The 21,217-nt window shown below is 71.4% G+C and carries 21 protein-coding genes; 5 read left to right on the top strand and 16 right to left on the bottom strand.

Features of this window, described 5'->3' with window-relative positions; all coding sequences use genetic code 11:
• Nucleotides 1–24: 24 nt before the first annotated feature.
• Nucleotides 25–303, bottom strand: a complete 279-nt coding sequence (locus ACIBUY_RS36105) for a hypothetical protein (protein WP_365573605.1) — start codon at nucleotides 301–303, stop codon at nucleotides 25–27.
• Nucleotides 304–503: 200 nt separating this feature from the next.
• Here ACIBUY_RS36105 and ACIBUY_RS36100 point away from each other — a divergent pair, with 200 nt between their 5' ends.
• Entirely contained in the window at nucleotides 504–1,703 is a 1,200-nt protein-coding gene (locus tag ACIBUY_RS36100) for a serine/threonine-protein kinase (RefSeq protein ID WP_365573608.1), read from the top strand.
• A gap of 22 nt (nucleotides 1,704–1,725) precedes the next feature.
• On the opposite strand, the gene ACIBUY_RS36095 is transcribed toward ACIBUY_RS36100, so the two are convergent.
• The 10 genes from ACIBUY_RS36095 to ACIBUY_RS36050 form a co-directional block, all read right to left on the bottom strand.
• On the bottom strand, nucleotides 1,726–2,553 hold the full coding sequence (locus ACIBUY_RS36095; protein ID WP_365573611.1) for an RNA methyltransferase: 828 nt from the start codon (nucleotides 2,551–2,553) through the stop codon (nucleotides 1,726–1,728).
• A 55-nt stretch (nucleotides 2,554–2,608) separates the two neighbouring features.
• Nucleotides 2,609–3,844, bottom strand: coding sequence for a uroporphyrinogen-III C-methyltransferase (cobA, locus tag ACIBUY_RS36090; RefSeq protein WP_365573614.1), 1,236 nt, complete (start codon nucleotides 3,842–3,844; stop codon nucleotides 2,609–2,611).
• 141 nt (nucleotides 3,845–3,985) lie between these two features.
• A complete protein-coding gene (cobT, locus tag ACIBUY_RS36085; protein WP_399154898.1) occupies nucleotides 3,986–7,198 on the bottom strand; it encodes a nicotinate-nucleotide--dimethylbenzimidazole phosphoribosyltransferase in 3,213 nt (1,070 codons plus the stop codon).
• 363 nt (nucleotides 7,199–7,561) lie between these two features.
• The gene (gene cbiE, locus ACIBUY_RS36080; RefSeq protein WP_399154897.1) at nucleotides 7,562–8,779 is read right to left on the bottom strand and encodes a precorrin-6y C5,15-methyltransferase (decarboxylating) subunit CbiE; all 1,218 of its coding nucleotides are present in this window, start codon (nucleotides 8,777–8,779) and stop codon (nucleotides 7,562–7,564) included.
• Nucleotides 8,780–8,894: 115 nt separating this feature from the next.
• The gene (locus tag ACIBUY_RS36075; protein WP_365573623.1) at nucleotides 8,895–9,533 is read right to left on the bottom strand and encodes a GNAT family N-acetyltransferase; all 639 of its coding nucleotides are present in this window, start codon (nucleotides 9,531–9,533) and stop codon (nucleotides 8,895–8,897) included.
• A gap of 147 nt (nucleotides 9,534–9,680) precedes the next feature.
• Nucleotides 9,681–10,502: a MetQ/NlpA family ABC transporter substrate-binding protein gene (locus ACIBUY_RS36070; protein WP_399154896.1), complete on the bottom strand. Its 822-nt coding sequence runs from the start codon at nucleotides 10,500–10,502 to the stop codon at nucleotides 9,681–9,683.
• Entirely contained in the window at nucleotides 10,502–11,332 is an 831-nt protein-coding gene (locus ACIBUY_RS36065) for a MetQ/NlpA family ABC transporter substrate-binding protein (protein ID WP_399154895.1), read from the bottom strand. Before ACIBUY_RS36065 ends, ACIBUY_RS36070 begins: the two co-directional genes overlap by 1 nt.
• Nucleotides 11,333–11,456: 124 nt before the next feature.
• Nucleotides 11,457–12,176 carry a methionine ABC transporter permease gene (locus ACIBUY_RS36060; protein WP_365573631.1) on the bottom strand — a complete coding sequence of 240 codons (720 nt, stop codon included), beginning with the start codon at nucleotides 12,174–12,176 and terminating at the stop codon, nucleotides 11,457–11,459.
• Complete coding sequence (locus ACIBUY_RS36055) at nucleotides 12,173–13,228, bottom strand: methionine ABC transporter ATP-binding protein (RefSeq protein ID WP_399154894.1); 1,056 nt, start codon at nucleotides 13,226–13,228, stop codon at nucleotides 12,173–12,175. The genes ACIBUY_RS36060 and ACIBUY_RS36055 overlap by 4 nt, the downstream gene beginning before the upstream one ends.
• 371 nt (nucleotides 13,229–13,599) lie before the next feature.
• Nucleotides 13,600–14,250 carry an HAD-IA family hydrolase gene (locus ACIBUY_RS36050; RefSeq protein WP_365573636.1) on the bottom strand — a complete coding sequence of 217 codons (651 nt, stop codon included), beginning with the start codon at nucleotides 14,248–14,250 and terminating at the stop codon, nucleotides 13,600–13,602.
• 71 nt (nucleotides 14,251–14,321) lie between these two features.
• On the opposite strand from ACIBUY_RS36050, the gene ACIBUY_RS36045 reads away from it, so the two are divergent.
• Nucleotides 14,322–14,681 (top strand): hypothetical protein, encoded by a 360-nt coding sequence (locus ACIBUY_RS36045; RefSeq protein ID WP_365573639.1) that lies wholly within the window; start codon nucleotides 14,322–14,324, stop codon nucleotides 14,679–14,681.
• A gap of 124 nt (nucleotides 14,682–14,805) precedes the next feature.
• Nucleotides 14,806–15,189 carry a hypothetical protein gene (locus ACIBUY_RS36040; RefSeq protein ID WP_365573759.1) on the top strand — a complete coding sequence of 128 codons (384 nt, stop codon included), beginning with the start codon at nucleotides 14,806–14,808 and terminating at the stop codon, nucleotides 15,187–15,189.
• Nucleotides 15,190–15,218: 29 nt separating this feature from the next.
• On the opposite strand, the gene ACIBUY_RS36035 is transcribed toward ACIBUY_RS36040, so the two are convergent.
• The 3 genes from ACIBUY_RS36035 to ACIBUY_RS36025 all read right to left on the bottom strand — a co-directional run bounded on the left by ACIBUY_RS36035 (nucleotide 15,219) and on the right by ACIBUY_RS36025 (nucleotide 17,578).
• The gene (locus ACIBUY_RS36035; protein WP_365573642.1) at nucleotides 15,219–15,713 is read right to left on the bottom strand and encodes a GNAT family N-acetyltransferase; all 495 of its coding nucleotides are present in this window, start codon (nucleotides 15,711–15,713) and stop codon (nucleotides 15,219–15,221) included.
• Between the two features lie 39 nt (nucleotides 15,714–15,752).
• A complete protein-coding gene (locus tag ACIBUY_RS36030) occupies nucleotides 15,753–16,310 on the bottom strand; it encodes a sigma-70 family RNA polymerase sigma factor (protein WP_399154893.1) in 558 nt (185 codons plus the stop codon).
• Between the two features lie 74 nt (nucleotides 16,311–16,384).
• The gene (locus tag ACIBUY_RS36025; RefSeq protein WP_399154892.1) at nucleotides 16,385–17,578 is read right to left on the bottom strand and encodes a glycerophosphodiester phosphodiesterase; all 1,194 of its coding nucleotides are present in this window, start codon (nucleotides 17,576–17,578) and stop codon (nucleotides 16,385–16,387) included.
• A gap of 225 nt (nucleotides 17,579–17,803) precedes the next feature.
• On the opposite strand from ACIBUY_RS36025, the gene ACIBUY_RS36020 reads away from it, so the two are divergent.
• Complete coding sequence (locus ACIBUY_RS36020) at nucleotides 17,804–18,565, top strand: lysophospholipid acyltransferase family protein (RefSeq protein WP_365573651.1); 762 nt, start codon at nucleotides 17,804–17,806, stop codon at nucleotides 18,563–18,565.
• 148 nt (nucleotides 18,566–18,713) lie between these two features.
• Here ACIBUY_RS36020 and ACIBUY_RS36015 read toward each other — a convergent pair whose 3' ends face one another.
• Both ACIBUY_RS36015 and ACIBUY_RS36010 read right to left on the bottom strand, forming a co-directional pair.
• On the bottom strand, nucleotides 18,714–20,243 hold the full coding sequence (locus ACIBUY_RS36015; RefSeq protein ID WP_365573654.1) for an MFS transporter: 1,530 nt from the start codon (nucleotides 20,241–20,243) through the stop codon (nucleotides 18,714–18,716).
• Nucleotides 20,240–20,791, bottom strand: coding sequence for a TetR/AcrR family transcriptional regulator (locus ACIBUY_RS36010; RefSeq protein ID WP_399154891.1), 552 nt, complete (start codon nucleotides 20,789–20,791; stop codon nucleotides 20,240–20,242). The genes ACIBUY_RS36015 and ACIBUY_RS36010 overlap by 4 nt, the downstream gene beginning before the upstream one ends.
• 154 nt (nucleotides 20,792–20,945) lie before the next feature.
• Between ACIBUY_RS36010 and ACIBUY_RS36005 the strand changes: the two genes are divergently transcribed.
• A complete protein-coding gene (locus ACIBUY_RS36005) occupies nucleotides 20,946–21,215 on the top strand; it encodes a hypothetical protein (RefSeq protein ID WP_365573660.1) in 270 nt (89 codons plus the stop codon).
• Nucleotides 21,216–21,217: the final 2 nt, after the last annotated feature.

Genomic DNA, 21,217 nt, shown 5'->3' with positions numbered 1-21,217 from the left:
GGGTGGAGAAGGAGGCCCCGAAACCTACTGGGGGTCGGGGTATTCCCCGAGGGGACGCCTCGTGCGGGCCTCGCTCTCGGCCGCGTCCTCGCGCGGAACCGGCTGCTCGACCAGCGCGAGGACCCGCGACGCCATGAAGCGCGCGGTGCGCACCACGGACCCGGAGCGGGTGACTTCGCTCACTTCCACGACTCCCCTGCGGACCGCCGTCTCCACTCTCCGGCCCGCTCGGCTCGCCACCACCTCGTACGTGCGCGTCGTGTCCCCGGCGTCCACGACTATCTCGACCCGGTCACCCTTCATGGACCCAATCCCCCTTCTGCGACGGGTGGTTGGGGGCACGGGCAGCATCAAGCCGCCCTGTTCCCGCGCTCCCTGACCACCTTTCAAGTTTCCCACCCGGCACTGACAATCGAATCCTGCGCGAGGGCGCGGCCTGAGCACACAGTCGGCCGCGTAAACGTAAGCTGTGGCTCGTCAGACGAGACCGGGCAGCAGCGGGGATGAACATGGCGATGATGCGCCTGAGGCGCGAGGACCCGCGCGTCGTCGGCTCGTTCAGGCTTCACAGACGGCTCGGCGCCGGCGGCATGGGTGTCGTCTATCTCGGCTCCGACCGGCGCGGACAGCGCGTCGCGCTCAAGGTGATCCGGCCGGATCTGGCGGAGGATCAGGAGTTCAGGTCGCGCTTCGCGCGCGAGGTGTCGGCCGCGCGCAGGATTCGCGGCGGGTGCACCGCGCGGCTCGTCGCCGCCGATCTCGACGCCGAGCGCCCGTGGTTCGCGACGCAGTACGTGCCGGGGCCCTCGCTGCACGACAAGGTGGCCGAGGAAGGGCCGTTGGCGGCCGCGGACGTGGCTGCCGTGGGTGCCGCCCTTTCGGAGGGGCTCGTCGCCGTTCACGAGGCGGGCGTCGTCCACCGTGATCTCAAGCCGTCGAACATTCTGCTGTCCCCGAAGGGGCCGCGGATCATCGACTTCGGGATCGCCTGGGCGACCGGAGCCTCGACGCTGACGCATGTGGGCACGGCCGTGGGCTCCCCCGGGTTCCTCGCGCCCGAGCAGGTGCGCGGGGCGGCCGTGACGCCGGCCACCGACGTGTTCGCCCTCGGGGCGACGCTCGCGTACTCCGCCATGGGCGACTCGCCCTTCGGGCACGGCAGTTCCGAGGTCATGCTCTACCGCGTGGTCCACGAGGAGGCACAGCTGCACGGGGTGCCGGACGCGCTCGCGCCGCTGCTGCGGGCCTGTCTCGCCAAGGACCCGGAGGAGCGGCCCAGCACGCTCCAACTGTCGCTGCGGCTCAAGGAGATCGCCGCGCGCGAGGCGCAGGGGCTGGGCGAGGCGCGGCCGCCCGCGCCGCGTGCGGACGTGGACCGGCCGACGGGGCGGCTCACCGAGAGCTACGTGGAAGAGCGCACCCAGCGGCGTACGCAGCCGGGCACGCCCGCGCCGCGGCCGAACACCGGTCGCAACGGCGGTACTCCCGGGCCGCGCTCGACGACGTCCCGGTCCGGCAGCAGGCCCGCTCCGCGCAGTGGCGCCGGGCGCCCCGCTCCGCGTACGAACGGCACGGGCGCGGGCAAGAAGCTGCGGCCCGCCAATCCGCGGCTGCTGCGGCAGCGGCTCTTCGTGTTCGTGGTGGTGACGCTGCTGGTGGCGCTGGCGATCGCGGCGGCGCAGGGCTGCCAGGGGCCCAGCTAGGGCCCGTCCCGGCCCTCTGGGGTCAGAGTTCGGGGCGGCCCGTCGCCACCGCGTAGAACGCGACCGCGGCCGCCGCGCCCACGTTGAGCGAGTCGACGCCGTGGGCCATCGGGATGCGGACCCATTCGTCGGCCGCCATCAGCGCCTGCGTCGACAGGCCCTCGCCCTCCGCGCCGAGCATCAGCGCGACGCGGTCCATCCGGTGCGGGGCGACCTCGTCCAGGGACTTGGCCTTCTCCGCCGGGGTCAGCGCCAGCAGGTTGAAGCCCGCCTCGCGGACCGTCTGCAAGGACTTGGGCCAGGCGTCCAGGCGCGCGTACGGGACGGAGAAGACGGCGCCCATGGAGACCTTCACCGAGCGGCGGTAGAGCGGGTCCGCGCAGTCCGGTGAGAGCAGGACCGCGTCCATGCCCAGAGCTGCGGCGCTTCTGAAGATCGCGCCGATGTTCGTGTGGTCGTTGACGGACTCCATGACGACCACGCGGCGGGCCGTGGCGAGGAGTTCGTCGGACGTGGGCAGCGGCTTGCGCTGCATGGAGGCGAGGGCGCCGCGGTGCACGTGGTAGCCCGTGACCTGCTCGGCGAGGTCGGGGGCCACGGCGTAGACCGGGGCCGGGACCTCGTCGATGACGTCGCGCATGACGTCGACCCACTTCGCGGACAGCAGCATCGAGCGCATCTCGTACCCGGCGAGCTTGGCGCGCCTGATCACCTTCTCGCCCTCGGCGATGAAGAGACCTTCGGCGGGCTCGCGCTTGCGGCGCAGTTCGACGTCGGTCAGGCCCGTGTAGTCGCGCAGGCGCGGGTCTTCGGGGTCGTCGATGGTGATGAGACCTTGAGGTTCAGACACGGGTCGATACTGCCTTGTCCTGAGTGTGGTGCCAACGGCTCGGAGCGGTTTGTCGTTACCGCTGGTTACGCGTGGGGCTCTCGTGCACCACGTCGCCGATCACGATGACGGCCGGGGGCCTGACCCCTTCGGCGACCACCGTCTCGCCCACCGTCGCGAGCGTGGCGTCGACGCGGCGCTGGGCCGCGGTGGTGCCTTCCTGGACCAGGGCGACCGGGGTGTCGGGCGACTTTCCGTACGAGACGAGGGCCTCGGCGATCTTGCCGATCTTGTCGACGCCCATGAGGATCACGAGGGTGCCGGTGAGGCGGGCCATCGCCTGCCAGTCGACGAGGGAGCGCTCGTCGTCGGGCGCGACGTGGCCGCTGACCACCGTGAATTCGTGGGCCACTCCGCGGTGCGTGACCGGGATGCCGGCCGCGCCCGGGACCGAGATCGAGCTGGAGATGCCGGGGACGACCGTGACCGGGATGCCCTCGGCGGCCAGCGCCTGGGCCTCCTCCATGCCGCGGCCGAAGACGAAGGGGTCGCCGCCCTTGAGGCGGACGACGGCCTTGCCCTGCTTGGCGTGGTCGATGAGGGCCTGGTTGATGGCCTCCTGGACCATCTGACGGCCGTACGGGATCTTCGCGGCGTCGATCACCTCGACGTGCGGCGGGAGTTCGTCGAGGAGGTCGCGCGGGCCGAGGCGGTCGGCGATGACGACGTCGGCCTCGGCGAGGAGCCGGCGGCCGCGGACCGTGATCAGGTCGGGGTCGCCGGGGCCGCCGCCGACCAGGGCGACGCCCGGGGTGCGGTCCTTGTGGGTCGTGACCGTGCCGTCGCGCAGGGCCTCGACGAGGGCGTCGCGGACGGCCGCCGTGCGGCGCGGGTCGCGGTCGGCCGCCTCGGAGGAGAGCACCGCCACGGTGACGCCCTCGGTGCGGCCGGTGGCCGGGGTCCAGGCGGTCGCCGCGTCGGCGTCGTCGGAGCGGACGCACCAGGTGCGGCCCCGCTCCGCCTCGGCCGAGGCCGCGTCGTTGGCCGTGCGGTCGGCGGTCGCGATCAGGACGTACCAGGCGTCGGCCAGGTCGCCCTCCTCGTAGCGGCGCTTGACCCAGGTGATCTCGCCCGCGTCCGCCATCGCGTCCACGGAAGGGGTCGCCGAGGGGGAGATCAGGGTGATGTCCGCGCCCGCCGCGATCAGGGCCGGGAGGCGGCGCTGGGCCACCTGGCCGCCGCCGATGACGACGGTCTTGCGGCCGGTGAGGCGGAGTCCTACCGGGTAGGCGGGGTGCTGTGCGGCGGGCATGGGGCGCTGCTCCTCGGGCGGGCTGTGAGGGGGCTACGGCTCTGGAGCTCCCGATGACGTGCAGGTCAGACTACGTGGGGGCGCTGTTGATGGCGCCCCCACGTCCACGTACCGGCTACTTCGTACCGGCTGGTCGTGCATCTACTTCTCGGTGACGCCGGCCGAGTCGAACGTCGCCACCTCGTGCATCGCCCGCGCCGCGCTCTGCACGATCGGCAGGGCGAGAAGAGCGCCGGTGCCCTCGCCGAGGCGCAGGTCGAGGTCGATCAGCGGGCGCAGGCCCAGCTTGTTCAGGGCCGCCACGTGGCCGGGCTCGGCGCTGCGGTGGCCCGCGATGCAGGCCGCGAGGACCTCGGGGGCGATGGCGCGGGCGACCAGGGCCGCGGCTCCGGCGCTGACGCCGTCCAGGACGACCGGCGTACGCAGGGAGGCGCCGCCCAGGAGCAGGCCGACCAGGGCCGCGTGCTCCAGGCCGCCGACCGCCGCGAGGACGCCGATCGGGTCCGCCGGGTCCGGCTTGTGCACGTCGAGGGCGCGGCGCACGACCTCGATCTTGCGCGCGTGGGTCTCGTCGTTGATGCCGGTGCCGCGGCCGGTGACGTCGGCGGGGTCGACCTCGGTGTAGACCGAGATGAGGGCGGCCGACGCCGTGGTGTTGGCAATGCCCATCTCACCCGTGAGCAGGGCCTTGTTGCCCGCCGCGACCAGGTCGCGGGCCGTCTCGATGCCGACCTCGATGGCCGCCTTGACCTCTTCGCGGGTCAGGGCAGGACCGGTCGTCATGTCGGCGGTGCCCGCCCGGACCTTGCGGGGCAACAGGCCCGGCGTGGCCGGGAGTTCGGAGGCGACGCCCACGTCGATGACGCAGACCTCGGCGCCGACCTGGTTCGCGAACGCGTTGCAGACCGCTCCCCCGCCGAGGAAGTTGGCGACCATCTGGCCGGTGACTTCCTGGGGCCAGGGGGTGACGCCCTGGGCGTGCACGCCGTGGTCGCCCGCGAAGATCGCGACGGCCGCGGGCTCCGGGATCGGCGGCGGGCACATCCGCGAGAGGCCGGACAGCTGCGCGGAGATGATCTCCAGCATGCCGAGCGCGCCCGCGGGCTTGGTCATGCGCTTCTGCCGCTCCCACGCCTCGCCGAGCGCCTTGGCGTCCAGCGGGCGGATGTTGGAGACGGTCTCCGCGAGCAGGTCGTGCGGGTCCTCGCCGGGCAGCGCACGACGGCCGTACGTCTCCTCGTGCACGACCCACGACAGCGGTCGGCGCTTGGACCAGCCGGCCTGCATCAGTTCGGGCTCGTCCGGGAACTCGTCGACGTAACCGACGCACAGGTACGCGACCACTTCGAGGTGCTCGGGCAGGCCAAGCGTGCGGACCATCTCGCGCTCGTCGAAGAAGGAGACCCAGCCGACGCCGAGGCCCTCGGCGCGGGCCGCGAGCCACAGGTTCTCGACCGCGAGCGCGGAGGAGTACGGGGCCATCTGCGGCTGCGTGTGACGGCCGAGGGTGTGGCGGCCGCCGCGGGTCGGGTCGGCGGTGACGACGATGTTGACCGGGGTGTCGAGGATGGCCTCGATCTTCAGTTCCTTGAACTGCTTCGCGCGGCCCTTGGGCAGGGACTTGGCGTACGCGTCGCGCTGGCGCATGGCCAGTTCGTGCATCGTGCGGCGGGTCTCCGCCGAGCGGATGACGACGAAGTCCCAGGGCTGCGAGTGGCCGACGGACGGGGCCGTGTGGGCGGCCTCCAGGACGCGGAGCAGCACCTCGTGCGGGATGGGGTCGCCGCGGAACCCGTTGCGGATGTCGCGGCGTTCACGCATGACGCGCAGGACGGCCTCGCGCTCGGCGTCGTCGTACCCGGGGGCGGCCGCGCCCACCGGCTCGGCGTCCACGGTCAGCGGCTCGGGCTCCGCGTCCGGGCTCTCGGCCTCGGGCTGCTCATCGATGTCGATCGCCCGGATCGGCTCCGGCTCGGGCTCCGGGGCGACCGCGATGAGCTCGGGCTCCTCGGGCTCGACGGCCTCGGGCTCCGGCGCGGTGCTGGGTCCGCCGTCGCGGGGCGCGGGCACGACCGCCGCGGCCTCGGGCTCCACGACCGGCTGCGGCTCCACGGGCTGCTCGGGGGCCGGGGCCTCGGCGGGGGCGGGCTCCTCGGCCTGTACGGGCGCGGGCTCGACGGCCGGTTCGACGACCGGCTCGGGGACGGGGGCCGCGACGGGCTCGATGACGGGCTCGGCGGGCCCGCTCTCCACGGGCGCCGGCACCGGCTCCGCGACCTGCTCGGCCATGGGCTCGGCCACCGGTTCCGCAGCGGGCTCGACGGCAGGCTCTGCGACGGGCTCGGCGACGATGTGCTGCTCAGTGACCGGCTGCTCGGCGACCGGCTGCTCGGCGACCGGCTCCTGCGTGGCGTCCGGCGTCTCCGGCAGCGGCGGCACGACCATGGCCTGCGGCGGGGTCGGCGCCAGGTGGGGCGTCGTGGGCACGAAGCCGTCGACGGGCACGAACTGGCCGAGGGGCTGTTCCGGAGCGGGCGGCTGCACCTCGTGCGGCTGCTGCTGGAGCCCGTGCGGCTGGGGCTGCATCTCGTGCTGCTGGATCTCGTGCTGCTGGATCTCGTGCTGCTGGATCTCGTACGGCTGCGGCTCGTGCGCGGCGGCGTACTGGCCCTGCTGCTCGGCCCGGCCCACGTACGCGGCGACCGGCGTCGGCTCGGCCGCGGGCGTGAACTCCTGGGCGGGCGTGGGCGGCTGGGGCTGCGGGAACTGCGCGGCCGGTTCGGCGTAGAAGGCCTGCGGCGGTTCCGGGACGACCGTTTCTGCGGGCGGCTGCGGCTGGGGCTCGGCGGGCTGCCACGGGTCGGCACCCTGCGGCGGGATGTCGAGGTACTCGGGGCCGCTGGTGGGCGGGCCGGCCTGGCGCACGGGCATGGCGTGCGGCGGGGTCTGCTGCGCGGGGCCGCGGTCGGCGAGGGAGCGCACCGGGCTGCCGCCGGTCTGAGGCTCCGGAGTCGGCGGTCCCATGTGCAGGGGGCGCCGGCCCTGGCCCTGGCTCGGCTGCGCGGGGCTCGGCACGTGCATGGCGCCGAGGTCGTGGTGTCCGCTGTCGCGGCCCGCCATCTCGTGCGGGCCCGGCTCGTGTCCGAGGGGCTGCGGAGGTGCGAGGTGCGGCGCCGCCTGCGGCTCGCCCCAGGCGCCCTGGGAGCCCGGCATGAGGAGCATCTCGTCGTCCTCGACGGCGGTGTCGGCGGGATCGAGGTAGGTGTACGCACCCGGGGCGGGAACGCCCGGCTGGTCCACCGTTCCTGCGGTCTCCGGCAGCCCCTCGCCCGGAACCTGACCGGTGTCGGTCATGCCTACCCCTCGCCCATCGATGAGAACTTCTGCCCGCCCCCGGCCGACCGCCGGAGATGCGAGCCCCTTCCGAGCCGCTGTCCGGAGCGGCGCGTCGTCCGCCCGTCATGAAGAACGAGCACGCGCGCCGCGCGGCACGAGCCGCCCCGGACAACAGGCATTGTCCCGGCCGGATCGCGACCGCGGCACAGTGATCGGCCACGGCGTGCTGTGGACTGCGCCACGTTGCGCGCCCTCCGGTCGCCGCCGTACCACACACGCCCCAAAAGTGGTGCGTTTCCAGGACATTGACCGGCGGAATTCCGGACGTCCTGGTGCGGTACAACGATCGGCCAGCCTACCGCGCGAGTTGGGCCGTCCGGGTCACGGGTGGCGGTCCCCGAGGCGCCCGGAGAGCAGGAACCCCACGGTCCGCTCCTTCTCCGTCCAGGCACGAGTGTCCAGTTCGACGGATTGCAGCAGGGCGCACTCGACGTCGTATCCGTGCTCCGACAGGTCCCTGCCGACGAGTTCGGCGGCGTCGCGTGTCGCGGCGTGCGTGACGATCCGTGCGGGCCGCCGGTCGGCGACGGCGGAGACGACCGCCGCTCCCCCGCCCCCCACGCGGACGACGTCGGGCTCGGGCAGGTCCTCGAGGACGTGCGGGGCGGTGCCGTGCACGATCTGGGCCTGGACGCCGAAGCGGCGGGCGGTGGCCAGGGTGCGGGCGCAGGCGTCGGGGTCGCGGTCGACGGCGATGACGGCGGCGCCGAACCGGGCGGCCTCCGCGGTGAACGCGCCGCTGCCGCAGCCGATGTCCCACACGAGGTCGCCGGTGCGCGGCCCGAGCCGCGCGAGCTGGGCGGCGCGCAACTGCTCGGTCTCGCCCTCCCCGAAGGGGCCCGCGTATGCGGCGGCGGGCAGGGCCCAGCCGCGGGGTGCCGCGTCGGGGTCGCCGCCCGCCACCCAGCCCCCGTTCTCGGGCGCCGCGGTGGTGACCGGACCGCCGATCACGATCACGACGTTCGGGTCGCGCCAGGTGTGGTCGGCGGCCTTGTCGGAGGTGACGACGGTGACCTGCTCGCGGTCGGTGCCGAGTTCCTCGCAGATGACGAAGGTGCGGTGGACGCCTTCGAGGAGCAGGCCGAGTTCGGCGGGCCCGGCGCCCGGCGAGGTGAGGACGGCGACCTTGGTGTGGGCGCGGCACACGTTCACCGCGCGGCGCAGGGTGCGGCGGTGGGCGACGACGACCTGGGCGTCGTCCCAGGGCATGCCCGCGCGGGCGAAGGCCTGGGCGACGGAGGAGACGGCGGGTACGACCTCGACCTCGAGGCCGTACTCGGGTGCGCGCAGGGTGCGTACGACACCGAAGAAGCCGGGGTCGCCGTCCGCCAGGACCACGGCGGTGCCGCGGTGGCCCGCGATGCGGCGGGCGGCGAGTGCGACGCTGCCGAGCCGGATCCGCTCGGCGCGCGCGGGGACCTCGGGCAGCGCCAGATGGTGGGCGGCGCCGGCCACGAGGGTGGCGGCGCCGAGTGCGGAGCGGGCCGCCGCGGTCGGCGGCGAGCCGTCCCAGCCGATCACCGTGACCCGGTCGGCCATCGTCGTCAGTCTCCAGGGTGTACTCGGGAAGGGGTGCCGCCGGGTGAAGAGGGAGGCCAGGGGCCGGGCGGGGCACCGAGAGCGTACCTGCTGGGTCTGAGGACCGCCTGTGCGGTCAGTTCCAGTCCGAAAAGGCCGTGAAGCCGCCGGCCTCGGCGAGCTGCTCGGTGACGCCCTCCAGGTCCTCGGGCAGCAGGCTCCAGACGATGAAGTCGGTGCGGACCTCGGCCCAGGTGCCGTCCTCGGTGCGGGTACGCGCTATGCAGGCGTTGCGCAGGACGCCCTCGCTGATGCAGCCGATCTTCTGGGCGACCTGCTGCGAAGCAGTGTTGTCGGCGGCGGTGCGCAGCTCGATGCGCTCCAGGCGCTGGTCTCGGAAGAGCCACTGGGCGACGGCGAGCGCGGCCTCCGACGCGTAGCCCTCGCCGCGTGCCCAGGGGGCGACGATGTAGGACATCTCGGTAGAGCGGACACGCCAGTTGGTCTTCGTCAGCTGGATGATGCCGACCAGGCGCTGGGTGAGGAATTCGGTGACGGCGAAGTCGAGTCCGGTGCCGGCCGTGCGCACCTTCGGTGCGTACTCGGAGATCCAGCGGCGCGCGGCGTCCTCGGTGAACGGCTGCGGCGGCGACGTCCAGGCGGCGACCATCTCGTCGTTCATCATCTCCGCGAGCGCGGGGACGTCGTCCTCGTCGAGCGGACGCAGCACCAGGCGCTCCGTGCTGATGGAGACCTCGGGGAAGGTGTTCGTCATGGGCCGCTCCGTAACCTTCGTGGCCGCCTGCGTCCAACTCGTCGGCCGTGAAGTGCCCAGCATGCAGCATGAAGGCACGTAACTGCACATGGGGGCCGCCCCTGTTGTCAGGTGCGGCCCCCCTGTGCGGAGCGTGGCGCGGGCCCCTCAGACGGGGAGCACCGAGCCCTGGTACTTCTGCTCGATGAACTTCTTGACCTCGGGCGAAGTCAGCAGCTGCGCCAGCTTCTTGACCCGCGGGTCGTCCTCGTTGCCCTGCTTGACGGCGAGGACGTTGTTATAGGGGTTGTCCTTCGCGGACTCCAGAAGGATGGCGTCCTTCTTGGGGCTCAGGCCCGCGTCGAGCGCGAAGTTGTTGTTGATCGCCGCCACGTCGACGTCGTCCAACGAGCGCGGCAGCTGGGCCGCTTCGATCTCCTTGAAGGTGAGGTGCTTGGGGTTCTTCGCGACGTCCTTGGGCGTCGCGTTCACCCCCGCGCCCTTCTTGAGCTCGATCACGCCCTGGGAGGCGAGGAGTTCGAGCGCCCTCGCCTCGTTGGTCGCGTCGTTGGGCAGCGCGACCGTCGCCCCGTCACGCAGCTTGGTGACGTCGTCGGTCTTCTTGGAGTAGAAGCCGAGCGGCGGCAGATAGACCTCGGTGACGGCCGCGAGGGTCGCACCCTTGGACTTGTTGAAGTCGTCCAGGTACGGCTTGTGCTGGTAGAGGTTGGCGTCGAGCTCGCCCTGCTGGAGCGCGGTGTCCGGCAGGACGTAGTCCGTGAACTCCTTGACCTCCAGGTCGAGTCCGGCCTTCTTCGCCAGGTTCTTCTGTACGTACGCGAGGACTTCGCCGGCCGGGGTCGGGGTGGCCCCGACGACCAGCGTGCCGCTCGCGTCGCCCTTGCCGCCGCTCTTGTCGGCCCCGCAGGCCGTCAGGCCGAGCACGAGGGCTCCGGCGACGACGGCGGCGGGAATCAGCTGCGTACGCATCAGAACGAAGGAAGGACGGAGCCGGCGTACTTGCCCTCGATGAACTTCTTCACCTGGGGCGACGTCAGGAGCTTGGCGAGCTTCTTCACGCGCGGGTCGCTCTCGTTGCCCTCCTTCACGGCGAGGACGTTGTTGTACGCGTTGTTCTTCGTGGACTCCAGGGCGAGGGCGTCCTTGGCGGGCTTGAGGTCGGCGCCCAGCGCGTAGTTGCCGTTGATGACCGCGGCGTCGACGTCCTCGAGGGAGCGCGGGGTCTGGGCCGCCTCGACCTCCTTGAACGTCAGGTCCTTCGGGTTCTTCGCGATGTCCTGCGGGGTCGCCGTGGACTCCTTGCCTGCCTTGAGGGTGATGACCCCGTTGGCGGCGAGGAAGCGCAGGGCGCGGCTCTCGTTGTCGGCGTCGTTCGGAAGGGCGATGGTGCCGCCCTTCTTCAGGTCCGCGAGCGTCTTGGCCTTCTTGGAGTAGAGGCCGAGCGGCTCCAGGTGGACGACGGCGACCGACTTGAGGTGCGTGCCCTTCTTCTGGTTGAAGTCCTCGAGGTACGGCTGGGTCTGGAAGTAGTTGGCGTCGACGGACCCGTCCTCGGTCGCCGTGTTCGGCGTGACGTAGTCGGTGAACTCCTTGACCTCGAGGTTGAGGCCTTCCTTCTTCGCCAGGTTCTTCTTGATGTAGTCGAGGATCTCGGCGTGGGGCACGGCGGTCGCGGCGACGACGAGCTTGTCGGACGCCTTGGCCTTGGTGTCGCCCTTGTCGGAGCCGCAGGCCGCGAGGCCCAGGGTGAGGGCGCCGGTGGCGAGGACAGCAGCGGTGATCTTGGTGGTCTTACGCACGAAAAGTGCCTTTCTCCATGGGTGGTGCAACCCGCTTGGTGAAGCGGGGAGTTCAGGGGTGCGGGGACGGCCTGGGACAACGCGGACGGTCAGGCGCTGGTGGACGGTCAGGCGCTGATGGACGTCAGGCGCTGGTGGACGGCAGGCCGAACCAGGCCTTGAAGCGGAGCGGTTCGCCGCCCTTGCCCGCGCGGCGGTGCAGGACGCGGGCCGCGCTGTCCCCGGCGAACTGGATGACCGCGATGACGACGGCGAGGATCGCGACGGTGATCCACATCAGGTTCGACTCGAAGCGCTGGTAGCCGTACCGGATGGCGATGTCGCCGAGGCCGCCCGCGCCGACCGTGCCGGCCATCGCGGAGTAGCCGATGAGGGCGACGATCGTGGTCGTGGTGGCCGAGATCAGCGACGGCAGCGACTCGGGGACGAGGACCTTGCGGACCACGGTCCAGGTGTTGCCGCCCATCGACTGCACGGCCTCGACGAGACCGCCGTCGACCTCGCGCACGGAGGTCTCGACGAGCCGCGCGAAGAACGGGATGGCGCCGATCGCGAGCGGCACGATCGCGGCCTCGCGGCCGATGGTGGTGTCGACCACCCAGCGCGTGAAGCTCATCAGGGCGACCATCAGGATGATGAAGGGCATCGAGCGGACGATGTTCACGATCTGTCCGATGACCTTGTTCACCAGGCTGTTCTGCAGCAGCCCGCCGCGGTCGGTGAGGACCAGCAGGACGCCCAGCGGCAGGCCGGCGACGACGGCGATCAGCGTGGACCAGCCGACCATGTAGAGGGTGTCCCAACACGCCTGGGACAGCAGCGGCTGCATCTCCGACCAGGTCACTTGGACACACCTTCCTTCAGCAGTACGGACGCGCGGTCGTCGCGGGCCGTGTTCCCGACGATGTCGACCTGCAGGCCCTGCTCGCGCAGGAAGCCGATCGGGACGACGTTCTCCTCGTAGCGGCCGGGCAGTTCGATGCGCATGCGGCCGACCTGCCTGCCCGCGACGGTGTCCATCGCGGCGCCCAGGATCGAGATGTCGATGTTGTACGTGCGCGAGAGCTGCGAGATGACCGGCTGGGTCGTCGACTCCCCGTGGAAGGTGACGTCGATGACGGTGCGGTCCGCGCCGGTGGCGTCGCCGCTGACCGGGAAGAGCGCGGCGGCCAGTTCGGAGCCGGGCGTCGCGAGGAGTTCGCTGACGGTGCCGGACTCGACGATCTGCCCGTGCTCCATGAGCGCGGCCGAGTCGCAGACGGTCTTGACGACGTCCATCTCGTGCGTGATGAGCAGGACGGTGAGGCCGAGCTGCCGGTTGAGGTCGCGCAGGAGCTGCAGGATCGAGCGGGTGGTCTCGGGGTCGAGGGCGCTGGTCGCCTCGTCGGAGAGCAGCACCTTCGGGTCGCCGGCCAGCGCGCGGGCGATGCCGACGCGCTGCTTCTGGCCGCCGGAGAGCTGGGCCGGGTAGGCCTTGGCCTTGTCGGCGAGGCCGACGAGGTCGAGGAGCTCGAGCGCCTTGGCGGAACGTTCCTTCCCCGACTTGCCGAGGATTTCCAGCGGCAGCTCGATGTTGTCCTGGACGGTGCGCGAGGACAGCAGGTTGAAGTGCTGGAAGACCATGCCGATACGGCTGCGCGCCTCGCGGAGCTGCTTGCCTGCGCGCGGTCCGCGCCCGGCGAGGGCGGTGAGGTCCTGGCCCGCCACCGTCACGGTGCCGGAGGTCGGACGCTCGAGCAGGTTCACGCAGCGGATCAGCGAGGACTTGCCGGCGCCGGACTGGCCGATGACGCCGTACACCTCGCCTTCGCGCACGTGCAGATCGACGCCGTCGAGGGCGGTGATCTCGCGGCCGCGCGAGCGGTAGACCTTCGTGAGGCCCTGGGTGGTGATCACGTGGGTTTCCGTCACTGTCGAGTGCGCGGCACGGGTGGCGCCGGGCACGGGGCAATCATTTCGGGAACTTGCGGGAGTTTCCGGGCGCGGCAGGCTCGCTCTCCGAACAGTGCGGAGCGGTACTGGAATCAGTACGGGAAGCGGTGCGCGGGCAGTCCCGGAGTCTCGCTTCGGGGCGCGAGAACGGCAGTCGTGGGGGCCCTCAGAAGGCGCACATTCGACACATACAACGAGCACCGGGCGTCATCGTCGCCTCGGTCGCAAGGGTGCGGCTGCTCGTCGTGGTCATGCGGTAAGTAAAACAGACGTCAGGACGCACCCGGCCGCGCTGTCCGAATAGCGGACACGCCTGGGCGGGTGCGCCGGGCCGCTCACGCCTCAGCGGTGATCTCCACGCCCGCCTCCGTGACCAGCGCCGACACGGCCGACAGATCCTTCACCACGACGTCGGCGGTCAGCTCGTGCGCCTCGTGTGTTGTGGTCAACGCCACGGTGATCATCCCGCCCGCGCGGCCCGCCGTCAGACCGGCCGGAGCGTCCTCGAAGACGACGCAGCGCGCCGGGTCGACCCCGAGCTTGCCCGCGGCGAGCAGGAACGGCTCCGGGTCGGGCTTGCCGCGCGTGATGTCGTCGGCGGCGATGAGCAGCGGCGGATTGATGCCGACGGCGGCGAGCCGGGCCTCGGCCAGGCGGCGCGTGGCCGAGGTGACGACGGCCCAGCGCCCGTCGGGCAGCGAGGCGAGCAGGTCGAGGGTGCCGGGCAGGACCTGGGTGCCGCCGTTCGGCACGTCCTCGACCTCGAGCTCCTCGATGCGGGCCACGGCCCCGGCCACCTTCTCGGCGGGCAGCAGGTCGGCGGCGATCTCGGCGGCGGGGCGGCCGTGCAGCTCGACGGCGGCGAAGTCCTCGGCGGTGATCCCGTACTCCTGCGCCCAGCGGGTCCAGCAGCGGTACACCGACTCCATGGAGGAGAGCAGGGTTCCGTCGTTGTCGAACAGCAGGGCGTCAGCGGTGATCTTCATGTTTCCCAAGGCTACGGGGGACCGCGGGGGTGAGCGCACCGGGTCTTTTGGCCCGTAATAGGCTCACGGCCATGCTTGATGCCCTGACCCTGGTGACGGGTCTCGCCGCGCTCGCGCTCGCCGCGTGGTGCGGCTTCGCCGCCTATCGCGACCAGCCGACCAAGGACTGGCACTTCATCGGCATGGCCGTGGTGTCGGTGCTCGCGCTGGTCCAGCTGGTGGTCGGAATCGTGCAGCTGGCGCGGGGCGAGAAGGCCGACCAGGGCACGACGATCTTCGTCGCGTATCTGATCGGGGCGTTCGCCTGCATCCCGGCGGCCGGCTTCATGTCGCTCGCGGAGCGGACCCGTTGGGGCTCGGTGACGGTCGCGGCGGGCGGCATCGTGCTGGCCGTCCTCGAAGTACGGCTCTATGACATCTGGGGAGGATGAGGTGGCTGTGGCCTCTTCGGAACAGGGCGCGTCGGGACAGGGCGCGTCGGAACAGGGCGCGTCGAAGCAGAGCGCGTCGGAGCAGGGCACGGCCAAGCGTCGGCGTCTGATCGGCGGCCCGGGCATGCTGCTCGTGTGGCTGTACGGCGTGATGGTGGTCGGGGCGGTGTCCCGGTCGGCCGTGCAGATCTCGACGGACTTCGGCAAGGCGCCGCTCGCGTACACGCTGTCGGCGATCGCCGGGCTCGTCTACGGGTTCATCACGTACACGCTGGTGCGCGGCGGGGACGCGGCCCGGCGGGCGGCTTTCGTGTGCTGCGCCCTGGAGCTCGCGGGCGTGCTGATCGTGGGGGCCTGGACGCTGGTGGAGCCGTCGGCCTTCCCCGACGCGACCGTCTGGTCGGACTTCGGGATGGGCTATCTCTTCATCCCCGTACTGCTGCCGGTGACGGCGATGTACTGGCTGCGCAAGGGCGTGCTGCGGCAAGAGGCCTCGAACCCGGCCTGACCGGGCCCGGTTCGAGGCCTCGCGCGTCGTCAGGCGTGCGCCGGGACGGCCGCGTCCTTCCGCAGGGTGATCAGCGTCAGGCGGTCGTCCACCTGCTGCGTCGAGGCGGGGGCGTAGCCGTGCTTGCGGTACAGGCGCAGGTTGTGTTCGCTGCGGTGGCCCGTGAAGAGTTCGAAGTGCTTGGCCGTGCCCGCCGTGCCCAGTTCGGCCTCGACCGCCGAAAGCAGGCGGCCGCCGAGGCCGTGGCGCTGCATGCGCGGGTGCACGATGAGTTTGTTGATCCGGGCCGTGCCGTCCGCGCCGATCGTGCCGCGCACGGACGCGACCACTTCGTCACCGAGGCGGGCCACCAGGACGGTGCCGCCGGCCAGTTCGCCCCTGACCGAGTCGAGGGTCTGTGTGAGCGGCTCGATCGAGTAATCCCCGTAGAGCTGTGCCTCGCTCTGGTAGCAGAGGTACTGCAGTTTGAGGATCTGCTCGACATCGCCCTCGGTCGCCGCAGAGATGGTCACGCTCATGCCCATGTGTGCATGCCTCCCGCTCACCTGTCCGCCGGTTGTCCCTCACCCTTTTCCCCTGCGGGCCGTCGGCGCAACCTCGGACGCGAGGATTCTGCGCAGGCATCCCAGACATCTGGAACGTTCCGGCCCAAGACTGCCCTGTGAGATACCCAACTCACCTGCGATTTCACGGTAAGTGAGGTCTTCGGGGGACAGGAGGGCACCGATCAGCCGCGGACAGCGGCCGGGCAGGCGGCGGACGGCGGCGTGCAGGGCGCGGGCGCGCTCCCCGGCCAGCGCGTGCTGTTCGGGGTCGAAGTCGCCGGATTCCGCGGCGGGTTCGGTGGCGTACGGCTGCTCCTGCGAGGTCGTACGACGCTGGAGGCGGGCCTCCGCCCGCACGGTCGCCGTCAGCCAGGCCGCCGGGTCGTCCGGCGGCCCGTCCGTGCCGAGGCGCTCCAACAGGCGGACCCAGACGGCCTGTTCGAGGTCGCCGGGCTCGGTGGCCGCGGGCAGTTCGGCGCGGGCCTCCGCGGCGAGCAGCGGGCGCAGGGTCTCGACCACGGCCTCATGGCCCGTGGTCACAGTCGGCACGGTCGGCACAGGCGTCACAGTCGTCATGTACGGCGGGACGGGGCCGGCCCCGCGGACGGTTGCCGGGACGGCCCCGTGTCACTCCAACCGGGTCCCGCGGGTCAGCCGTTGACGAAGTCCTCGCGGGCGAGGAGGGCCGTGTCGCAGTTGTCGGAGAAGATGCCGTCGATCCCGGTGGCGTAGTACGTCTTGAAGGCGCCGAAGGCGTCGCCGTACGCGTTCGGGTCGGTGCCCTTCTTGAAGTCGGCGGGCAGGAAGGTGTTCTCGTTGCGCATCGTGTACGGGTGCAGGATCAGCCCCGCGGCGTGCGCGTCCTTGACGAGGGTGGTGGGCTGGAGGAGCTTGCCCGACGCGTCCTTCGGGATGATCAGGTCGAGCGTCGGGCCGATGCCCTGCGCGTACGTCGCGATCTCCTTGAGCCCCTTGGGGGTGATCAGGTCGGCGACGGTGCGCGGGTCGCCGAGGTCGACGAAGTCCGCGGGGCGGGAGTTCGCCGTGGAGAGCAGGACGGCGAGGGGGTTGTCGACCAGCTTGTTCAGGCGCTGGATGCTGGTCGGTTCGAAGGACTGCAGGATGACGGGCGAGTTCTTCCGGTGCAGTCCGTGGGCGCGCAGGATCTTCGCAAGGCGCTCCTCGAGGCCGAGGCCCAGCTTGCGGAAGTAGGTGGGGTGCTTGGTCTCCGGGTAGATCCAGACCTCGCGGCCGCGCTTCCTGCTCTGCTCGGCGCGCCAGGCGAGGACCTCTTCGAAGGTGGGGATCTCCCAGCGGCCGTCGTAGAGGGTGTTGTGCGGGCGGTTGCCCGGGATGCGCTCCTTGGCGCGCAGGGTCTTCAGTTCGGCGAGGGTGAAGTCCTCGGTGAACCAGCCCGTGGTCGATACGCCGTCGATGACCTTGGTCGTCCTGCGGCCGGCGAACTCGGGGTGCGCGGAGACGTCGGTGGTGCCGCCGATTTCCGGCTCGTGTCGGCATACGAGATGGCCGTCCTTGGTCGGGACGAGGTCGCCGGCCTCGATGACGTGCGCACCCATGTCGAGCGCCAACTGGTAGGAGCCGAGGGTGTGCTCGGGCCGGTAGCCGCTCGCGCCGCGGTGCCCGATGACGGTCGGCACGGGCAGGCCGCGGTAGCCGCGGCCCGAGTGATTCCCGCCACTGTCGCGGGTGGCGGCCGCGGCGGTGCCGGGTGCGGCGAGTGCGGCGGCTCCCGTGGCGAGGACGGCCGCGCCGAGCAGGGACCTGCGGCCCACTCCCCCGGTGTTCTGCGGCTCCTGCGCCCTGTGTGACGTCTCGTTCCCCATGAAGCACTCCTCCCGCCGAGTCCTGCTCTGTACTGCCGTGCGCTGCCTTGCACCTGTCAAAGCGGACCGATCGTAGGTGGGCGGGAGTGAAGAACGGGAGACCTCGTGCGGAACGTCGCGGTGATGCGGAGTGTCGGCCCGGTGACAGGAGGTGCTCCTGAGCGTCAACGGGGCACAACCACAGGTAAACAACTGTCAACTCTGCGTATCCACTCGGTGAACCCGATGTGCAACGGGTACCCGCCCGCGAGTATCGTCCTCACCTGCACAGACCGACGTACGTTCCTCATCCATTCCTTGACACCGGAGGGCCCGTTGTCCCGCTTCGCGCTCATCAAGGCAGTGCTCGGACCGATCATGCGCCTGATGTTCCGCACCCGTGTGGAAGGCGCCGAGAACATTCCGGGCACCGGTCCCGTCATTCTGGCGGGCAACCACCTGACGTTCATCGACTCGATGATCCTGCCGCTCGTCTGCGACCGGCAGGTGTGCTTCATCGGCAAGGACGAGTACGTCACCGGGACGTCGCTCAAGGGCCGCCTCATGGCCTGGTTCTTCACCGGCGTCGGCATGATCCCGGTCGACCGGGACGGGGCCAACGGCGGGGTGGCCGCGCTGATGACCGGCCGCCGCATCCTGGAGGAGGGCAACATCTTCGGGATCTACCCGGAGGGCACCCGCTCCCCCGACGGGCGCCTGTACCGCGGCCGTACGGGGATCGCGCGGCTGACGCTGATGACCGGTGCGCCCGTGGTGCCGTTCGCCATGATCGGCACGGACAAGCTGCAGCCGGGCGGCGCGGGCATGCCGAAGCCGGGCCGGGTCACCGTGCGGTTCGGTGAGCCGATGGAGTTCTCGCGCTACGACGGAATGGGGCGCGACCGGTACGTGCTGCGGGCCGTGACCGACTCCGTGATGGCGGAGGTCATGCGGCTGTCCGGGCAGGAGTACGTGGACATGTACGCGACCAAGGCCAAGGCCGCGTAAGGGATGTGGGCAAGGCAAGGCCCCGGGTACAGGACTTCTCCGGTACCCGGGGCCTTGGCTTGAGCGGGTCGATTTGTCCGCACCCGGCGCTGGTGTGCCGTGCCCACCCGTTCCGCCGTGCGGAACGCCTGCCCACAGCAAGGCGGTCCTACTTCTCGAGGTGCTGCCCCTTGAGCAGGAACCAGGCCGCCACCGCCGTGGCCAGCAGGACCGCCGCGCCGACGCCCGCCGCCACCTGCAGGCCGTCCACGAACGCCGTCTGGGCCGAGGACAGCAGCTCGTTCGCCTGGGGGGCCGGGAGCGCCGAGGCCGATTCGACCGCGCCGCCGAGTGACTCGTGTGCCGCAGCGGCCACGTCCGCCGGGGTGCCCGGCGGCGCCGTGAAGCCCGCGTAGACGCCCGTGACGATCGAGCCGAGCAGGGCGATGCCGAGGGCCGCGCCGAGTTCGTACGCCGTCTCGGAGACCGCCGACGCCGCGCCCGCCTGTTCCTTGGGCACGCTGGAGAGGATCACGTCGGCCGTGACCGTGAACGAGAACCCCGCGCCGACGCCGACGACCAGGAGCACCGCGCCGAGCAGCGGATAGCCGGTCGACTGGCTCAGGGTCGTGAGCGCGGCGAGCGCGAGGCCCACCGCCGCGAGACCGCCGGCGACCACCGCGCGCACCGAGAAGCGGCGCGCGACCATGCCGGCGATCAGACCGGCGACCACCGCGCCCACCGCGGCGGGCAGTTCGGCCAGGCCCGCCTCGAACGGCCGCCGCCCCTGCACCAGTTGGAGGAACTGGGAGAGGAAGAAGACCAGTCCCGACAGGCCGAGGATGGTCAGCAGGTCGGCCAGGACCGCGCCCGAGAAGCCGCGGTTGCGGAACAGGCGCATGTCCAACAGCGGGGACTTCAGGGTGAGTTGTCGGCGTACGAACCAGGTCAGGGCCGCGATGCCGATCACCGCCGAGGCCGCCACGTCCCAGCGGAAGCCGTGCGCCGCCGCCTCCTTGACCGCGTAGACCACGGCGATCATGCCGACGAGGGACAGCACGACACTGATCATGTCCCAGGGTCCGGGGACCGGGTTCTTCGACTCGGGGATGAGCTTGATGCCGACGACGACGAGGATCGCCATCACGGGCAGGTTGATCAGGAAGACCGAGCCCCACCAGAAGTGTTCGAGCAGGAATCCACCGACGACCGGACCGACCGCGGCGCCCGCCGACGCCATGGCGCCCCAGATGCCGACGGCCAGCGAACGCTCGCGCGGGTCGTGGAAGAGGTTCCGGATCAGCGCCAGCGTGGAGGGCATCAGCGTGGCACCCGCGACACCCAGCAGGGCGCGCGCCAGGATCATCAACTCCGGTGTCGTGGCATAGGAGTTGAGGACCGACACGGCACCGAAGGCGGTCGCGCCGATCAGCAGCAGCTTCTTGCGGCCGATGCGGTCGCCGAGGCTGCCCATCGAGACGAGGAGTCCGGCGATCACGAAGGAGTAGACGTCGCCGATCCACAGGAGCTGGGTGCCCGAGGGCTTCAGGTCCTCACTGATGTACGGGGTCGCGAGACCCAGGACCGTCGCGTCCACGGCGACGAGCAGCACCGCGAGCACGAGGACGGAGAGGGCGAGCCACCGTCCGGGGCGCGACACCACCTCCGCCGCGGGAGTGCGCTGTTGTGTGCTGGTCATGGTTCCACGCTCCGTCTGGCGCCGCCGAGCAGCAGCTCGGCGATCATGAATTGGAAGTCCTTCGCCGCCACGCGGCCGTCCTGTACGGCCCAGGCGCCGCTGCCGATGAGGCCGTACAGCGCCTCGGTCAGCCACGCGGGAGTCAGATCGATCCGGAACTCACCGGTCTCCTGGCCGCGCCGGAACAGCGCGACCATGCGGGCGTCGAGCCGCGCCCAGCCCTCGTTCTGCCCGTCTCCCTCGAAGAGCTGGTTCTCCGTGGTGAGGAAGGCGAGCAGGGGGGCCGACGGCTCTATCTCGCCGATGAGCCGGCGCAGCGCGTCCTCGGACCGGCCCTCGCCGAGACGGGCCCGGTCGAGCGCCGCCTCGCACTCCTGCAGCCCCAGGTCCTCCAGGGCGCGGACGAGTGCGTCACGGCCCGCGAAGTGCCGGTGCAGGGTGGCGCGGCTGATGCCCGCGGCCCGCGCGACCTCGTCCATCGTGGCCGTGGACTTGCGGGTGAGCAGGGCGGCGGCGCTGCGCAGCACCTGTTCGCGATCGACTGACATGAGACAAGAGTAACCCAGATGAGACATCTGTGTCTCATCGAAGGGTCGCCGATGCCCCGCCGAGCGACTCGTGGCCACTCCGGTGGTCCGGGCGCTCACCCAGTGTTACGACTGTGTCGGTACGTTCGGTTCAGGCTTCCGGGAGGTACGGGGCATGGGGTGCTGCATCTTCGCGGCGATGGCGGCGATCGGGCCGCGGGTCGCGCTCGTGATCACCTGGCTGTTCACGAATCTGGTGAACCGCGCCTTCGACGGGGTGCTGCTCCCGCTGCTCGGCCTGATCCTGCTGCCGTGGACGACCTTGGGGTACGTCCTCGCGTACGCGCCCGTCGTGGGAGTGCGCGGGATCGGCTGGATCGTGGTGCTGTTCGGGCTGCTGCTCGATCTGTCCAGCTACGGGAGCGGGGCGCGGGCGCGCCGCTGAAC

This window comes from Streptomyces sp. NPDC050085 (assembly GCF_044460595.1).
In the GTDB taxonomy this organism is placed as follows: domain Bacteria; phylum Actinomycetota; class Actinomycetes; order Streptomycetales; family Streptomycetaceae; genus Streptomyces.
This window is presented reverse-complemented; position numbering and strand designations above follow the sequence as displayed.

What these genes read in the sequence shown, in the direction of transcription:
- ACIBUY_RS36105 (WP_365573605.1), bottom strand. Translation starts at nt 303, where the DNA reads ATGAAGGGTGACCGGGTCGAGATAGTCGTGGACGCCGGGGACACGACG.
- ACIBUY_RS36100 (WP_365573608.1), top strand. Translation starts at nt 504, where the DNA reads ATGAACATGGCGATGATGCGCCTGAGGCGCGAGGACCCGCGCGTCGTC.
- cobA (WP_365573614.1), bottom strand. Translation starts at nt 3,844, where the DNA reads ATGCCCGCCGCACAGCACCCCGCCTACCCGGTAGGACTCCGCCTCACC.
- cobT (WP_399154898.1), bottom strand. Translation starts at nt 7,198, where the DNA reads ATGACCGACACCGGTCAGGTTCCGGGCGAGGGGCTGCCGGAGACCGCA.
- cbiE (WP_399154897.1), bottom strand. Translation starts at nt 8,779, where the DNA reads ATGGCCGACCGGGTCACGGTGATCGGCTGGGACGGCTCGCCGCCGACC.
- ACIBUY_RS36075 (WP_365573623.1), bottom strand. Translation starts at nt 9,533, where the DNA reads ATGACGAACACCTTCCCCGAGGTCTCCATCAGCACGGAGCGCCTGGTG.
- ACIBUY_RS36070 (WP_399154896.1), bottom strand. Translation starts at nt 10,502, where the DNA reads ATGCGTACGCAGCTGATTCCCGCCGCCGTCGTCGCCGGAGCCCTCGTG.
- ACIBUY_RS36050 (WP_365573636.1), bottom strand. Translation starts at nt 14,250, where the DNA reads ATGAAGATCACCGCTGACGCCCTGCTGTTCGACAACGACGGAACCCTG.
- ACIBUY_RS36045 (WP_365573639.1), top strand. Translation starts at nt 14,322, where the DNA reads ATGCTTGATGCCCTGACCCTGGTGACGGGTCTCGCCGCGCTCGCGCTC.
- ACIBUY_RS36040 (WP_365573759.1), top strand. Translation starts at nt 14,806, where the DNA reads ATGCTGCTCGTGTGGCTGTACGGCGTGATGGTGGTCGGGGCGGTGTCC.
- ACIBUY_RS36035 (WP_365573642.1), bottom strand. Translation starts at nt 15,713, where the DNA reads ATGGGCATGAGCGTGACCATCTCTGCGGCGACCGAGGGCGATGTCGAG.
- ACIBUY_RS36030 (WP_399154893.1), bottom strand. Translation starts at nt 16,310, where the DNA reads ATGACGACTGTGACGCCTGTGCCGACCGTGCCGACTGTGACCACGGGC.
- ACIBUY_RS36025 (WP_399154892.1), bottom strand. Translation starts at nt 17,578, where the DNA reads ATGGGGAACGAGACGTCACACAGGGCGCAGGAGCCGCAGAACACCGGG.
- ACIBUY_RS36020 (WP_365573651.1), top strand. Translation starts at nt 17,804, where the DNA reads ATGTGCAACGGGTACCCGCCCGCGAGTATCGTCCTCACCTGCACAGAC.
- ACIBUY_RS36015 (WP_365573654.1), bottom strand. Translation starts at nt 20,243, where the DNA reads ATGACCAGCACACAACAGCGCACTCCCGCGGCGGAGGTGGTGTCGCGC.
- ACIBUY_RS36010 (WP_399154891.1), bottom strand. Translation starts at nt 20,791, where the DNA reads ATGTCAGTCGATCGCGAACAGGTGCTGCGCAGCGCCGCCGCCCTGCTC.
- ACIBUY_RS36005 (WP_365573660.1), top strand. Translation starts at nt 20,946, where the DNA reads ATGGGGTGCTGCATCTTCGCGGCGATGGCGGCGATCGGGCCGCGGGTC.